This is a genomic window from Pseudomonas sp. Z18(2022) (assembly GCF_036346535.1).
Taxonomy (GTDB): domain Bacteria; phylum Pseudomonadota; class Gammaproteobacteria; order Pseudomonadales; family Pseudomonadaceae; genus Aquipseudomonas; species Aquipseudomonas yamanorum_A.
This window is the reverse complement of the sequence record NZ_JAOTOA010000022.1, coordinates 81,498-96,383: the sequence shown is the minus strand read 5'-3', so window position 1 is coordinate 96,383 and position 14,886 is coordinate 81,498. Positions and strand designations below refer to the sequence as shown.

The window sequence follows — 14,886 nt, the reverse complement described above, 5'->3', positions numbered from 1 at the left end:
TGGGCGGTCGAAAAGTATGGCGACCGCCTTCAGGCATCTTCAACGCTAAAGTCCTGCCATTTCTATGCAATGGCCTTATGCATGGCTATCATGCCTGCCTCATTGTGAGGCGAGACTTGCATGCTGACGTTGTTGAAACTTCTAAAAGATGGTCGATTCCACTCCGGGGAAGCGCTTGGTGCTGCCCTGGGTGTCAGTCGCAGTGCTGTATGGAAGCAGCTTCAGCATCTCGAGGCGGAATTGAATCTACCTATTCATAAGGTCCGCGGCAGGGGGTATCAGTTGGCTTCGCCTCTGGTGTTGTTAAGCGCCGATGAAATTGCTCGGCATGTGCCGGTTCCTGCATGGCCTGTTCGTATCTTTGACTCCATTGACTCTACCAATGCCGAAGCATTGCGCCTAATCGAGGCGGGTCGCGCCGCGCCGTTTCTCGTGCTTTCAGAGCAGCAAACTGCCGGCCGGGGAAGGCGAGGGCGAAAGTGGGTCAGTCCTTTCGCTCAAAACGTCTACTACAGTCTCGTGCTGCGGATCGATGGCGGTATGCGCCAGTTGGAGGGCTTAAGCCTGGTAGTCGGATTGGCGGTTCTGCAGGCCCTGAGGGATGCGGGTGTTCGTAATGCCGGGTTGAAGTGGCCAAATGATGTATTGGTAGGGCAGAAAAAGATCGCCGGGATTCTCCTGGAGCTGGTTGGGGATCCTGCCGATGTGTGCCATGTCGTCCTTGGTATCGGCATTAACGTGAATATGCAGAAGGCGGATGAGGTTGATCAGCAATGGACTTCTCTCCAGTTGGAGGGTGGCAGTGCTGTTGATCGTAACTACCTGGTAGCGCGCCTGAGCGCACAATTGCAGGCTTATCTTGAGCGTCACCAGGCATCTGGCTTTTCCGCTATCCAGGGTGAATGGGAGCAGAACCATTTATGGCAGGGACGGCCTGTATCGCTCATTGCCGGCGTGAATCAGGTTGACGGAGTGGTAGTGGGGATCGACGGGCATGGTGCGCTACGGTTAAGCGTGGGTGGTGTTGAAAAAGTATATAGCGGTGGTGAGTTAAGCCTGAGGCTGCGTGATGATTCTTGAGCTCGACTGTGGGAATAGCTTTATAAAATGGCGAGTGCTTGAGTCGGATAGGGCGCGCATCTTTGCAGAGGGTGTCGTTGGGTCGGATGCCTCTCTGATCGATAGCCTGTTCGCGCTCACGGGGCTTGCGTTAAAGGATTGTCGTTTGGTGAGTGTTCGTGCCTCGGATGAGACGAATCAACTGGTCGCTACCCTGGTAGAAGCGTTTGGCGTCAAAGTTTTCTGTGCTGCCTCAGCAAGGCAGATGGGCGGGGTGCGGAACGGGTATGAAGACTTTGAGCGCCTGGGCCTGGATCGTTGGCTCGCTATGTTGGGTGGTTTTCAGTTGGCGTCGGGCGCGTGCCTGGTGCTCGATTTTGGCACCGCAGCGACCGCGGACTTTATTTCCGCGGACGGCGAGCATCTCGGAGGCTTTATTTGTCCCGGTATGCCGCTTATGCGTAACCAGTTACGAACGCATACCCGCAAAATACGCTATGACGATATTGCTGCTGAGCGTGCCCTTGAGGCCCTGTCTCCGGGCCGTACAACTGTAGAGGCGGTAGAGCGCGGCTGTACGCTTATGCTGAGAGGGTTTGTGCTCACTCAGTTGGAGTTGGCTCGTAGCTATTGGGGCGCCGACTTCACCGTCTTCCTTACCGGTGGAGATGCCGAGCTGGTGGCGGATGCGGTGCCTCACGGAAGGCTCGTCCCTGATCTGGTTTTTGTTGGCCTGGCGATGGCTTGCCCTTTGTCCTGAGGTTTTTATGCGTTGGCTGTTTCTGCTTTTGCTGGTCCTCAATGTCTTCTATTACATCTGGCATCAGCAGGAAGCCCCGTTGAGGGCTAAAGATGTCACGCCTTTGGCGCTCTACCGTGGTTCTCAGCAAGATATTCGGCTGTTAAGCGAGTCGGCTGATGCCATGGTGCGGCGAGACAGGGCAAAAGCTCCCGAGGCGCAGGCGGCGTGCCTGTACATCGGCGGCCTGACTGATCAAAAAGAGGTTCAGTCCGTTGAGCAGCGCCTCACAAGCCTGGATATCAAGGTCAAGCTGCAATCTCTGAACCTGCCGGACGCTTCGGGATACTGGCTGCGAGTAGCCCCAGAAAGCCGGCGTCTGGCCGATGATCTGCCCTTCGAAAACCTTGCTAATGAATTCAATGAGTTAAAACATAAAATAATGCCGTGCGAAGGCATTGCAACCTTCGAATAGTTTGCATAGAATGGCGCCCGCTTCGCAGTGAAGACCTCTTGGGTCGACAGGGTGAAGCGAAGGTCAACGCAGCTAACCTCATATTTTTTAATGAGAAAATGCTTGACAGAAGGCTGGCATGATGTAGAATGCCGGCTCGCTTAGGAGGGGTTCCCGAGCGGCCAAAGGGATCAGACTGTAAATCTGACGTCTACGACTTCGAAGGTTCGAATCCTTCCCCCTCCACCATTTTAGCGTGAGCTGCAAGCTCCGCGGGTATAGTTTAGTGGTAGAACCTCAGCCTTCCAAGCTGATGATGCGGGTTCGATTCCCGCTACCCGCTCCAAGTTTGCAGGTTGTGCAAGTTGTTTCGCTCTTGTAGCTCAGTTGGTAGAGCACACCCTTGGTAAGGGTGAGGTCAGCGGTTCAAATCCGCTCAAGAGCTCCATATAACAAGGCAGATATGAAAATATCTGCCTTTGTTTTAACAGCTTCCTCTGGTTGATTCTGCTCTCTTTCGTTGTCTTGTCTGGGTTCGTTTCAGGTCTGCAGGGGTTTGTTGTTGTAAAGTCTTTTTCAGATCGGCATAATTGTCGGCCTGATTTTGTTTTAGGTCAGTAGCTCAATTGGCAGAGCGACGGTCTCCAAAACCGTAGGTTGGGGGTTCGATTCCCTCCTGACCTGCCAGATTCACTTGGTGTATCTGGCTTTCTTTTCACAGGATCTTCATAGATGACTCCTAAGGCTGAAGCTCAAGGCTCTCGCTTCGATCTGCTCAAGTGGCTGGTAGTAGTCGCTATTGTGGTCGTAGGCGTTGTTGGCAACCAGTACTACTCTGCGTCGCCGATCCTGTACCGCGTTCTCGCATTGCTCGCCCTTGCTGCTGTCGCTGCCTTTGTTGGCCTGCAGACTGCAAAAGGCAAGTCGTTTGCGGTACTGGTAAAGGAAGCTCGTACCGAGATCCGTAAAGTCGTTTGGCCGACTCGCCAAGAAACCACGCAGACCACGTTGATCGTGGTAGCTGTTGTTCTGGTTATGGCGTTGCTGTTGTGGGGGCTTGATTCCCTGCTCGGCTGGCTTGTTTCCTTGATTGTTGGCTAAGGGTGTCCCGTGGCTAAGCGTTGGTACGTTGTGCATGCTTACTCGGGTTACGAGAAGCATGTCATGCGCTCTTTGCTAGAGCGCGTAAAGCTGGCAGGCATGGAAGATGGCTTCGGCGAAATTCTGGTTCCCACTGAAGAAGTGGTTGAAATGCGTAATGGCCAGAAACGCAAAAGCGAGCGCAAGTTCTTCCCTGGCTACGTGCTGGTTCAAATGGACATGAATGAGGGTACTTGGCACTTGGTCAAGGACACTCCTCGCGTCATGGGTTTCATCGGCGGTACCGCTGATAAGCCTGCTCCGATCACCGATAAAGAGGCAGAGGCGATTCTGCGTCGTGTTGCTGACGGTAGCGACAAGCCTAAGCCGAAGACGTTGTTCGAGCCGGGCGAGGTTGTTCGTGTCACAGATGGTCCGTTTGCAGATTTTAACGGCACTGTCGAAGAAGTTAACTACGAAAAGAGCCGGATCCAAGTGGCGGTGCTCATTTTCGGTCGCTCTACTCCGGTAGAGCTAGAGTTCAGCCAGGTCGAAAAAGTCTAGCTGAGCAAGCATCCCAACCCCGCAGCCTTAGGCTGTGGGGTTTTGTCGTCACTGGGATAAACGCGCAAGTAACCGGGGAGCCTTTCGAGGCGTTCGAACCCGTAATTGGAGTGCCTCATGGCCAAGAAGATTACCGCTTACATCAAGCTGCAAGTGAAGGCCGCTCAGGCCAACCCAAGCCCACCTGTTGGTCCAGCTCTGGGTCAGCACGGCGTGAACATCATGGAATTCTGCAAGGCCTTCAACGCCCGTACTCAGGGTATTGAGCCAGGTCTGCCGACTCCAGTGATCATCACTGTATACAGCGACCGTAGCTTCACCTTCGAAACCAAGTCGACCCCGGCTTCGGTTCTGTTGAAGAAAGCTGCTGGTCTGACTAGCGGTTCCGCTCGTCCTAACACCGTTAAGGTTGGCACCGTGACCCGTGCTCAGCTGGAAGAAATCGCGAAAACCAAAAACGCGGATCTGACTGCAGCTGATATGGATGCAGCCGTGCGTACCATCGCCGGTTCTGCTCGTAGCATGGGCCTTAACGTGGAGGGTGTGTAATGGCTAAGCTGACCAAGCGCCAAAAGGCTATCGCCGGCAAAATCGAAGCGGGCAAGTCCTACAACTTTGTAGACGCTGCTGCTCTGCTGACCGAGCTGTCGACTGTCAAGTTCAGCGAGTCTGTTGACGTTGCTGTAAACCTGGGCGTTGACCCACGTAAATCCGACCAGGTCGTTCGTAGCGCTACTGTGCTGCCACACGGTACTGGCAAGACTGTACGTGTTGCTGTCTTCACCCAAGGCCCAGCAGCTGAAGCTGCTCTGGCCGCCGGCGCTGATCGCGTTGGCATGGACGACCTGGCTGCCGAAATGAAAGGCGGCGACCTGAACTATGACGTCGTAATTGCTTCCCCGGATGCAATGCGCGTTGTAGGTCAGTTGGGCCAGATCCTCGGTCCACGTGGTCTGATGCCTAACCCTAAAGTCGGCACCGTAACTCCAGACGTAGCTACCGCGGTTAAAAACGCCAAGGCTGGTCAGGTTCGTTATCGCACCGACAAAAACGGCATCATTCACACCTCCGTTGGCAAAGTCGGCTTTGATGCCGTCAAGCTGAAGGAAAACGTTGAAGCCCTGATCGCTGATCTGAAGCGTATCAAGCCAGCTTCCTCGAAAGGTATCTACGTCAAGCGCGTTACCCTGAGCACCACTATGGGCCCAGGTCTGGTCATCGACCAAGGCTCGCTGGACGTATAAGACACAAACTGGCGCAAGTAATTGCGTGAGTTGAAAGATTGGGGTCCCTGCCTGGCGGGGGCTATCCAAGACCGTAGGCGGCGAAAGTCTTAAACCACAAGCCTACGCAGATGGTGCTCCCGGTTCCTTACCGAATCAGACACCAAAACGACATCCGGCCCAGGCCAGATGAAACGGTAACAAGCAGGAGTTAAACCCGTGGCAATTAATCTCGAAGACAAGAAGGCCATCGTCGCTGAAGTCAACGAGGCTGCCAAAGCTGCTCTGTCCGCTGTCGTGGCTGATGCCCGTGGTGTGACAGTAAGCGCTATGACCGGACTCCGTAAAGAGGCTCGTGAAGCTGGCGTATACGTACGTGTTGTACGTAACACCCTGCTCAAGCGCGCTGTTGCTGACACTGAATACAGTGTCCTCAACGACGTGTTCACCGGCCCGACCCTGATTGCGTTCTCCACTGATCATCCAGGCGCTGCTGCCCGTTTGTTCAAGGAATTCGCCAAGGGTCAGGACAAGTTCGAGATCAAGGCAGCTGCGTTCGAGGGCAAGTTCCTCGCAGCTAACCAAATCGACGTACTGGCAACACTGCCGACCCGTAACGAAGCTATTTCTCAGCTGATGAGCGTGATTCAAGGCGCTACCAGCAAGTTGGCTCGTACTCTGGCCGCAGTTCGCGAGCAAAAAGAAGCTGCCGCAGCCTAAGGCTGAGCAACTCCTCTCGCGTATTTTTGTTTATTTCGATGGCCGCGTAGGCCGTCCCCCAATTCAGGAATTACAGCAATGTCTATCTCCCAAGACGATATCCTCAACGCCGTAGCTGAAATGTCGGTTCTGCAGGTTGTTGAGCTGATCAAAGCTTTCGAAGAAAAATTCGGCGTTTCCGCTGCCGCTGCTTCCGCCGGTCCAGCTGCTGCTGCTGCCGTTGTTGAAGAGCAAACCGAATTCAACGTCATGCTGCTGGAAGCTGGCGAGAAGAAAGTAAACGTGATCAAGGCAGTACGTGAACTGACCGGTCTGGGCCTGAAAGAAGCCAAGGCAGTAGTTGACGGCGCCCCTGCCCAGGTTCTGGAAGCAGTGTCGAAAGACGCAGCTGACAAAGCTAAAGCAGTGCTGGAAGAAGCAGGCGCTAAAGTCGAGCTGAAGTAAGCATCGACCTTGCGTCTCCAGCCCAAGCGTTAAGCTGAAGGCTGATGGCTGGTGGCTCTTGCCACCGGCCTTTTTCCGTTATTGGCAATCGACTCGGTCGTCGCCTCTAACGCGCTGTAACCACCCGATGCGGTGGCGCAAACCATGGGGTTTGCAAGATTTTCTGGCTGCTCCCGTCGGGAGGGGCCAAACAAGCAGGTGACCAAGCTGGGGAACGCTGATGGCTTACTCATATACTGAGAAAAAACGTATCCGCAAGGACTTTAGCAAGTTGCCGGACGTCATGGATGTCCCGTACCTTCTGGCTATCCAGCTGGATTCGTATCGTGAATTCTTGCAGGCGGGAGCGACCAAAGATCAGTTCCGCGACGTGGGCCTGCATGCGGCCTTCAAATCCGTTTTCCCGATCATCAGCTACTCCGGCAATGCTGCGCTGGAGTACGTCGGTTATCGCCTGGGCGAACCGGCATTTGATGTCAAAGAATGCGTGTTGCGCGGTGTTACGTACGCCGTACCTTTGCGGGTAAAAGTCCGCCTGATCATTTTCGACAAAGAGTCGTCGAACAAAGCGATCAAGGACATCAAAGAGCAAGAAGTCTACATGGGTGAAATCCCCCTGATGACTGAGAACGGTACCTTCGTTATCAACGGTACCGAGCGCGTTATCGTTTCCCAGCTGCACCGTTCCCCGGGCGTGTTCTTCGACCACGACCGCGGCAAGACGCACAGCTCCGGCAAGCTCCTGTACTCCGCGCGGATCATTCCGTACCGTGGTTCGTGGTTGGACTTCGAGTTCGACCCGAAAGACTGCGTGTTCGTGCGTATCGACCGTCGTCGCAAGCTGCCGGCCTCGGTACTGCTGCGCGCGCTCGGCTATACCACTGAGCAAGTGCTGGATGCCTTCTACACCACTAACGTATTCCACCTGAGCGGCGAAACCCTCAGCCTGGAACTGGTGCCTCAGCGCCTGCGTGGTGAGATTGCGGTCCTGGACATCCAGGACGAAAAAGGCAAGGTCATCGTTGAAGCCGGCCGCCGTATTACCGCGCGCCACATCAACCAGATCGAAAAAGCCGGTATCAAGACGCTGGAAGTGCCTCTGGACTACGTCCTGGGTCGCACCACCGCCAAGGTCATCGTGCACCCGGCCACTGGCGAAATCCTGGCTGAATGCAACACCGAGCTGAACACCGAGATCCTGGCAAAAATCGCCAAGTCCCAGGTCGTTCGCATCGAGACCCTGTACACCAACGACATCGACTGCGGTCCGTTCGTCTCCGACACCCTGAAGATCGACTCCACCAGCAACCAATTGGAAGCGCTGGTCGAGATCTATCGCATGATGCGTCCTGGCGAGCCACCAACCAAAGACGCTGCCGAGACCCTGTTCAACAACCTGTTCTTCAGCCCTGAGCGCTATGACCTGTCTGCGGTCGGCCGGATGAAGTTCAACCGTCGTATCGGTCGTACCGAGATCGAAGGTTCGGGCGTGTTGTGCAAGGAAGATATCGTCGCGGTACTGAAGACCCTGGTCGACATCCGTAACGGTAAAGGCATCGTCGATGACATCGACCACCTGGGTAACCGTCGTGTTCGCTGCGTAGGCGAAATGGCCGAGAACCAGTTCCGCGTTGGCCTGGTACGTGTTGAGCGTGCGGTCAAAGAGCGTCTGTCGATGGCCGAAAGCGAAGGCCTGATGCCGCAAGACCTGATCAACGCCAAGCCAGTGGCTGCGGCGGTGAAAGAGTTCTTCGGTTCCAGCCAGCTCTCGCAGTTCATGGACCAGAACAACCCGCTCTCCGAGATCACCCACAAGCGCCGTGTTTCCGCACTGGGCCCGGGCGGTCTGACTCGTGAGCGTGCAGGCTTTGAAGTTCGTGACGTACACCCGACTCACTACGGTCGTGTATGCCCGATTGAAACGCCGGAAGGTCCGAACATCGGCCTGATCAACTCCCTGGCCGCCTATGCGCGCACCAACCAGTACGGCTTCCTCGAGAGCCCGTACCGTGTGGTGAAAGACGCACTGGTCACCGACGAGATCGTGTTCCTGTCCGCCATCGAAGAAGCCGATCATGTGATCGCTCAGGCCTCGGCCACGATGAACGACAAGAAAATGCTGATCGACGAGCTGGTAGCTGTTCGTCACTTGAACGAGTTCACCGTCAAGGCGCCGGAAGACGTCACCTTGATGGACGTATCGCCGAAGCAGGTAGTTTCGGTTGCAGCGTCGCTGATCCCGTTCCTGGAACACGATGACGCCAACCGTGCGTTGATGGGTTCCAACATGCAGCGTCAAGCTGTACCGACCCTGCGTGCTGACAAGCCGCTGGTAGGTACCGGCATGGAGCGTAACGTAGCTCGTGACTCCGGCGTTTGCGTCGTGGCTCGTCGTGGCGGCGTAATCGACTCCGTTGATGCCAGCCGTATCGTGGTTCGTGTTGCCGATGACGAAGTTGAAACTGGCGAAGCCGGTGTCGACATCTACAACCTGACCAAATACACCCGCTCCAACCAGAACACCTGCATCAACCAGCGTCCGCTGGTGAGCAAGGGTGATCGGGTTCAGCGCAGCGACATCATGGCAGACGGTCCGTCCACCGATATGGGTGAGCTGGCACTGGGCCAGAACATGCGCATCGCGTTCATGGCCTGGAACGGTTACAACTTCGAAGACTCCATCTGCCTGTCCGAGCGTGTGGTTCAGGAAGATCGCTTCACCACGATCCACATTCAGGAACTGACCTGTGTGGCGCGTGACACCAAGCTTGGGCCAGAGGAAATCACTGCAGACATCCCGAACGTGGGTGAAGCTGCACTGAACAAGCTGGACGAAGCCGGTATCGTTTACGTAGGTGCTGAAGTTGGCGCAGGCGACATTCTGGTGGGTAAGGTCACTCCGAAAGGCGAGACCCAACTGACTCCGGAAGAGAAGCTGTTGCGTGCCATCTTCGGTGAAAAAGCCAGCGACGTTAAAGACACCTCCCTGCGCGTACCTACCGGTACCAAGGGCACTGTCATCGACGTACAGGTCTTCACCCGTGACGGCGTTGAGCGTGATGCTCGTGCACTGTCCATCGAGAAGACTCAACTCGACGAGATCCGCAAGGACCTGAACGAAGAGTTCCGTATCGTTGAAGGCGCGACCTTCGAACGTCTGCGTTCCGCCCTGGTAGGCCACAAGGCTGAAGGCGGCGCAGGTCTGAAGAAAGGTCAGGACATCACCGACGAAGTACTCGACGGTCTTGAGCACGGCCAGTGGTTCAAACTGCGCATGGCTGAAGATGCTCTGAACGAGCAGCTCGAGAAGGCCCAGGCCTACATCGTTGATCGTCGCCGTCTGCTGGACGACAAGTTCGAAGACAAGAAGCGCAAACTGCAGCAGGGCGATGACCTGGCTCCAGGCGTGCTGAAAATCGTCAAGGTTTACCTGGCAATCCGTCGCCGCATCCAGCCGGGCGACAAGATGGCCGGTCGTCACGGTAACAAAGGTGTGGTCTCCGTGATCATGCCGGTTGAAGACATGCCGCACGATGCCAATGGCACCCCGGTCGACGTCGTCCTCAACCCGCTGGGCGTACCTTCGCGTATGAACGTTGGTCAGATCCTTGAAACCCACCTGGGCCTCGCGGCCAAAGGTCTGGGCGAGAAGATCAACCGTATGATCGAAGAGCAGCGCAAGGTTGCTGACCTGCGCAAGTTCCTGCACGAGATCTACAACGAGATCGGCGGTCGCAACGAAGAGCTGGACACCTTCTCCGACCAGGAAATCCTGGATCTGGCGAAGAACCTGCGCGGCGGCGTTCCAATGGCTACCCCGGTGTTCGACGGTGCCAAGGAAAGCGAAATCAAGGCCATGCTGAAACTGGCAGACCTGCCAGAAAGCGGCCAGATGCAGCTGTTCGACGGCCGTACCGGCAACAAGTTTGAGCGCCCGGTTACTGTTGGCTACATGTACATGCTGAAGCTGAACCACTTGGTAGACGACAAGATGCACGCTCGTTCTACCGGTTCGTACAGCCTGGTTACCCAGCAGCCGCTGGGTGGTAAGGCTCAGTTCGGTGGTCAGCGTTTCGGGGAGATGGAGGTCTGGGCACTGGAAGCATACGGTGCTGCTTACACTCTGCAAGAAATGCTCACAGTGAAGTCGGACGATGTGAACGGTCGGACCAAGATGTACAAAAACATCGTGGACGGCGATCACCGTATGGAGCCGGGCATGCCCGAGTCCTTCAACGTGTTGATCAAAGAAATTCGTTCCCTCGGCATCGATATCGATCTGGAAACCGAATAACACGTGACGCGAATCGAGAGCGGGGCTGTTTAGCCCGCTCTCTGCTCCGCCAGGAGGAAAGGCCTTGAAAGACCTACTGAATTTGCTGAAAAACCAGGGTCAAGTCGAAGAGTTCGACGCCATCCGTATTGGATTGGCATCGCCTGAGATGATCCGTTCGTGGTCGTTCGGTGAAGTTAAAAAGCCGGAAACCATCAACTACCGTACGTTCAAACCAGAACGTGACGGCCTGTTCTGCGCCAAGATCTTTGGCCCGGTAAAGGATTACGAGTGCCTGTGCGGTAAGTACAAGCGCTTGAAGCACCGTGGTGTGATCTGCGAGAAGTGCGGCGTTGAAGTTGCACTGGCCAAGGTTCGTCGTGAGCGCATGGCGCACATCGAACTGGCTTCGCCGGTTGCCCACATCTGGTTCCTGAAATCGCTGCCGTCCCGTATCGGCTTGCTGATGGACATGACCCTGCGTGATATCGAACGCGTTCTCTACTTCGAGAGCTATGTCGTTATCGATCCAGGCATGACCACCCTTGAAAAAGGTCAGCTGCTCAACGACGAGCAGTACTTCGAAGCGCTGGAAGAGTTCGGCGACGATTTCGATGCCCGCATGGGTGCCGAAGCTGTCCGTGAACTGCTGCACGCTATCGACCTGGAACACGAGATTGGCCGTCTGCGTGAAGAAATTCCGCAAACTAACTCCGAAACCAAGATCAAGAAGCTGTCCAAGCGTCTGAAGTTGATGGAAGCCTTCCAGGGTTCCGGCAACCTGCCAGAGTGGATGGTGCTGACCGTTCTGCCGGTTCTGCCGCCAGACCTGCGTCCGCTGGTACCGTTGGATGGTGGTCGCTTCGCGACTTCCGACCTCAACGACCTGTACCGTCGCGTGATCAACCGTAACAACCGCTTGAAGCGCCTGCTTGATCTGTCCGCTCCGGACATCATCGTGCGCAACGAAAAGCGTATGTTGCAAGAAGCTGTCGATGCCTTGCTCGACAACGGTCGTCGTGGCCGCGCTATCACCGGTTCGAACAAGCGTCCTCTGAAATCCCTGGCTGACATGATCAAGGGTAAGCAAGGCCGTTTCCGTCAGAACTTGCTCGGTAAGCGTGTTGACTACTCCGGTCGTTCGGTAATTACCGTAGGCCCGACCCTGCGTCTGCACCAGTGCGGTCTGCCTAAGAAGATGGCTCTGGAGCTGTTCAAACCGTTCATTTTCGGCAAGCTGGAAATGCGTGGTCTCGCGACTACCATCAAAGCCGCCAAGAAAATGGTCGAGCGCGAACTGCCAGAGGTTTGGGACGTTCTCGCTGAAGTGATCCGTGAACACCCGGTTCTCCTCAACCGTGCACCGACCCTTCACCGTCTGGGTATCCAGGCGTTTGAACCGGTACTGATCGAAGGTAAGGCTATCCAGCTGCACCCTCTGGTCTGTGCTGCGTACAACGCCGACTTCGACGGCGACCAAATGGCCGTGCACGTACCGCTGACACTGGAAGCCCAGTTGGAAGCGCGTGCGTTGATGATGTCGACCAACAACATTCTGTCGCCAGCCAACGGTGAGCCAATCATCGTTCCGTCGCAGGACGTTGTATTGGGTCTGTACTACATGACTCGTGAAGCGATCAACGCCAAGGGCGAAGGTCGTGTGTTCGCGGATCTGCAGGAAGTTGACCGTGTGTTCCGTGCCGGCGAAGCCGCACTGCACGCCAAGGTTAAAGTCCGCATCCACGAAACCATCAACGATCGTGACGGTGGCAGCGTCAAGAACACCCGTATCGTCGACACCACTGTCGGCCGTGCGCTGTTGTTCCAGGTTGTTCCACCTGGCCTGTCGTACGACGTGGTCAACCAGCCAATGAAGAAAAAGGCGATCTCCAAGCTGATCAACCAGTGCTACCGCGTGGTTGGTTTGAAAGAGACCGTTATCTTCGCTGACCAGTTGATGTACACCGGTTTTGCTTATTCGACCATTTCCGGCGTTTCCATCGGTGTTAACGACTTCGTTATCCCGGACGAGAAAGCCGCCATCATCGGTGCTGCTACCGATGAAGTGAAAGAGATCGAAAGCCAGTACGCCTCCGGCCTGGTAACCCAGGGCGAGAAGTACAACAAAGTGATCGACCTTTGGTCCAAGGCCAACGACGAAGTGTCGAAGGCAATGATGTCGAACCTCTCGAAAGAGCGCGTTATCGACCGTCATGGCGTGGAAGTCGATCAAGAGTCGTTCAACTCGATGTACATGATGGCCGACTCGGGCGCACGGGGTTCTGCTGCGCAGATCCGTCAGCTCGCCGGTATGCGTGGCCTGATGGCCAAGCCGGACGGTTCCATCATCGAAACGCCGATTACTGCGAACTTCCGTGAAGGCTTGAGCGTACTTCAGTACTTCATCTCGACTCACGGTGCTCGTAAAGGTCTGGCGGATACCGCGTTGAAAACCGCTAACTCCGGTTACCTGACTCGTCGTCTGGTAGACGTTGCGCAAGACTTGGTTGTGACTGAAGTCGACTGCGGCACCGAGCACGGTCTGCTGATGACTCCGCACATCGAAGGCGGCGACGTTGTAGAGCCGTTGGGTGAGCGCGTACTGGGTCGAGTAATCGCCCGTGACGTATTCAAGCCAGGTACCGAGGAAATCATCGTTCCTGCCGGCACACTGGTAGACGAGAAGTGGGTAGAGTTCATCGAACTCAACAGCATCGACGAAGTGATTGTTCGCTCGCCGATCAGCTGCGAAACCCGCTACGGCATTTGCGCCAAGTGCTACGGCCGTGACTTGGCTCGTGGTCACCAGGTGAACATCGGTGAAGCGGTCGGCGTTATCGCTGCCCAGTCCATCGGTGAGCCGGGTACCCAGCTGACCATGCGTACGTTCCACATTGGTGGTGCGGCAAGCCGGACCTCCGCAGCCGACAGCGTTCAGGTGAAGAATGGCGGTACCGTCCGTCTGCACAACCTGAAGCACGTTGAGCGAGTGGATGGCCACCTGGTTGCTGTGTCCCGTTCCGGTGAGCTGGCAATCGCTGATGACTACGGTCGTGAGCGTGAGCGTTACAAGCTGCCGTACGGTGCTGTGATTTCGGTTAAAGAAGGTGACAAGGTCGACGCTGGCGCAATCGTGGCCAAGTGGGATCCGCACACTCACCCAATCGTTACCGAAATGAAAGGTACCGTGACCTACGTGGGCATGGAAGAAGGCATCACGATCAAGCGTCAGACTGACGAATTGACCGGTATGACCAACATTGAAGTACTCGACGCAAAAGACCGTCCAGCTGCAGGCAAAGATATCCGTCCTGCTGTGAAGATGGTTGATGACAACGGCAAGGATCTGTTGCTGCCAGGCACTGACGTTATCGCTCAGTACTTCCTGCCAGCCAACGCCCTGGTCGGTGTTGCGGATGGTGCGAAGATCGCGATCGGTGATGTTATCGCTCGTATCCCGCAAGAAACTTCGAAGACCCGTGACATCACCGGTGGTCTGCCGCGTGTTGCCGACTTGTTCGAAGCTCGTCGTCCGAAGGAAGCGTCGATTCTGGCTGAAGTCAGCGGCACCATCGCGTTCGGTAAAGAGACCAAAGGCAAGCGCCGTCTGGTTATCACCCCGAACGACGGTAGCGATCCGTATGAAGAGCTGATTCCGAAGTGGCGTCACCTGAACGTCTTCGAAGGCGAACAGGTAAACCGCGGCGAAGTTATCTCCGACGGCCCGAGCGATCCACACGACATCCTGCGTCTGCTGGGTGTGAGTGCGCTGGCCAAGTACATCGTTAACGAGATCCAGGACGTTTACCGTCTGCAAGGCGTGAAGATCAACGATAAGCACATCGAGACCATCCTGCGTCAGATGCTGCGTAAAGTTGAAATCGCTGAATCCGGCGATTCGAGTTTCATCAAGGGCGACCAGATGGAACTGACTCACGTACTGGTAGAGAACGAGCGTCTGGCTGGCGACGAGAAATTCGTTTCCAAATTCACTCGTGTGTTGCTGGGTATCACCAAGGCGTCGTTGTCCACTGAGTCGTTCATCTCGGCGGCCTCCTTCCAGGAGACTACCCGCGTACTGACCGAAGCAGCGGTAACCGGCAAGCGCGATTACCTGCGCGGCCTGAAAGAAAACGTGGTTGTGGGTCGTCTGATCCCGGCCGGTACCGGTTTGGCCTACCACAGCGAGCGTAAGCGTCGCCGTGAACTCGACAAGCCGTTGCGCGTAAGCGCCAGTGAAGTGGAAGCTGCACTGACCGAAGCACTGAACTCAAGCGGTAACTGAGTTCTGCAGTAAATAAGACCGGGCCCTGGCAGCCCCGTTCGTCGG

11 protein-coding genes and 4 tRNA genes are annotated in these 14,886 nt (G+C 55.8%); all 15 read left to right on the top strand.

Going from position 1 to position 14,886, the window contains the following annotated elements; genetic code table 11:
* Positions 1-120: 120 nt before the first annotated feature.
* The 15 genes from birA (at position 121) to rpoC (ending at position 14,841) form a co-directional block, all read left to right on the top strand.
* A complete protein-coding gene (gene birA / locus V3W39_RS28450; RefSeq protein ID WP_330213797.1) occupies positions 121-1,080 on the top strand; it encodes a bifunctional biotin--[acetyl-CoA-carboxylase] ligase/biotin operon repressor BirA in 960 nt (319 codons plus the stop codon).
* Positions 1,070-1,819, top strand: a complete 750-nt coding sequence (locus V3W39_RS28445) for a pantothenate kinase (RefSeq protein ID WP_177046159.1) — start codon at positions 1,070-1,072, stop codon at positions 1,817-1,819. Before birA ends, V3W39_RS28445 begins: the two co-directional genes overlap by 11 nt.
* 7 nt (positions 1,820-1,826) lie before the next feature.
* Entirely contained in the window at positions 1,827-2,273 is a 447-nt protein-coding gene (locus V3W39_RS28440) for a hypothetical protein (RefSeq protein ID WP_177046157.1), read from the top strand.
* A 143-nt stretch (positions 2,274-2,416) separates the two neighbouring features.
* Positions 2,417-2,501, top strand: a tRNA-Tyr gene (locus V3W39_RS28435).
* A 23-nt stretch (positions 2,502-2,524) separates the two neighbouring features.
* Positions 2,525-2,598: transfer RNA gene (locus tag V3W39_RS28430), tRNA-Gly, on the top strand.
* 26 nt (positions 2,599-2,624) lie between these two features.
* Positions 2,625-2,700, top strand: a tRNA-Thr gene (locus tag V3W39_RS28425).
* 163 nt (positions 2,701-2,863) lie between these two features.
* Positions 2,864-2,939: transfer RNA gene (locus tag V3W39_RS28420), tRNA-Trp, on the top strand.
* Between the two features lie 45 nt (positions 2,940-2,984).
* Entirely contained in the window at positions 2,985-3,353 is a 369-nt protein-coding gene (secE, locus tag V3W39_RS28415) for a preprotein translocase subunit SecE (RefSeq protein ID WP_010174463.1), read from the top strand.
* A gap of 9 nt (positions 3,354-3,362) precedes the next feature.
* The gene (gene nusG, locus V3W39_RS28410; RefSeq protein WP_003176436.1) at positions 3,363-3,896 is read left to right on the top strand and encodes a transcription termination/antitermination protein NusG; all 534 of its coding nucleotides are present in this window, start codon (positions 3,363-3,365) and stop codon (positions 3,894-3,896) included.
* A 117-nt stretch (positions 3,897-4,013) separates the two neighbouring features.
* The gene (gene rplK, locus V3W39_RS28405; protein WP_003210097.1) at positions 4,014-4,445 is read left to right on the top strand and encodes a 50S ribosomal protein L11; all 432 of its coding nucleotides are present in this window, start codon (positions 4,014-4,016) and stop codon (positions 4,443-4,445) included.
* Positions 4,445-5,140, top strand: coding sequence for a 50S ribosomal protein L1 (gene rplA / locus V3W39_RS28400; protein ID WP_003176434.1), 696 nt, complete (start codon positions 4,445-4,447; stop codon positions 5,138-5,140). The genes rplK and rplA overlap by 1 nt, the downstream gene beginning before the upstream one ends.
* A gap of 198 nt (positions 5,141-5,338) precedes the next feature.
* On the top strand, positions 5,339-5,839 hold the full coding sequence (rplJ, locus tag V3W39_RS28395) for a 50S ribosomal protein L10 (protein WP_015886139.1): 501 nt from the start codon (positions 5,339-5,341) through the stop codon (positions 5,837-5,839).
* Positions 5,840-5,917: 78 nt separating this feature from the next.
* Positions 5,918-6,283 (top strand): 50S ribosomal protein L7/L12, encoded by a 366-nt coding sequence (gene rplL, locus V3W39_RS28390; protein ID WP_177046155.1) that lies wholly within the window; start codon positions 5,918-5,920, stop codon positions 6,281-6,283.
* A 220-nt stretch (positions 6,284-6,503) separates the two neighbouring features.
* Positions 6,504-10,577 carry a DNA-directed RNA polymerase subunit beta gene (gene rpoB / locus V3W39_RS28385; protein WP_017476319.1) on the top strand — a complete coding sequence of 1,358 codons (4,074 nt, stop codon included), beginning with the start codon at positions 6,504-6,506 and terminating at the stop codon, positions 10,575-10,577.
* Between the two features lie 64 nt (positions 10,578-10,641).
* Positions 10,642-14,841, top strand: a complete 4,200-nt coding sequence (gene rpoC / locus V3W39_RS28380) for a DNA-directed RNA polymerase subunit beta' (RefSeq protein WP_076016467.1) — start codon at positions 10,642-10,644, stop codon at positions 14,839-14,841.
* The last annotated feature ends 45 nt before the right edge of the window (positions 14,842-14,886 follow it).

Bases quoted from the DNA above. Each gene is read 5' to 3' on its own strand.
- rplK (WP_003210097.1), top strand. From the start codon at position 4,014: ATGGCCAAGAAGATTACCGCTTACATCAAGCTGCAAGTGAAGGCCGCT.
- V3W39_RS28440 (WP_177046157.1), top strand. From the start codon at position 1,827: ATGCGTTGGCTGTTTCTGCTTTTGCTGGTCCTCAATGTCTTCTATTAC.
- birA (WP_330213797.1), top strand. From the start codon at position 121: ATGCTGACGTTGTTGAAACTTCTAAAAGATGGTCGATTCCACTCCGGG.
- secE (WP_010174463.1), top strand. From the start codon at position 2,985: ATGACTCCTAAGGCTGAAGCTCAAGGCTCTCGCTTCGATCTGCTCAAG.
- rplL (WP_177046155.1), top strand. From the start codon at position 5,918: ATGTCTATCTCCCAAGACGATATCCTCAACGCCGTAGCTGAAATGTCG.
- rplA (WP_003176434.1), top strand. From the start codon at position 4,445: ATGGCTAAGCTGACCAAGCGCCAAAAGGCTATCGCCGGCAAAATCGAA.
- rpoB (WP_017476319.1), top strand. From the start codon at position 6,504: ATGGCTTACTCATATACTGAGAAAAAACGTATCCGCAAGGACTTTAGC.
- V3W39_RS28445 (WP_177046159.1), top strand. From the start codon at position 1,070: ATGATTCTTGAGCTCGACTGTGGGAATAGCTTTATAAAATGGCGAGTG.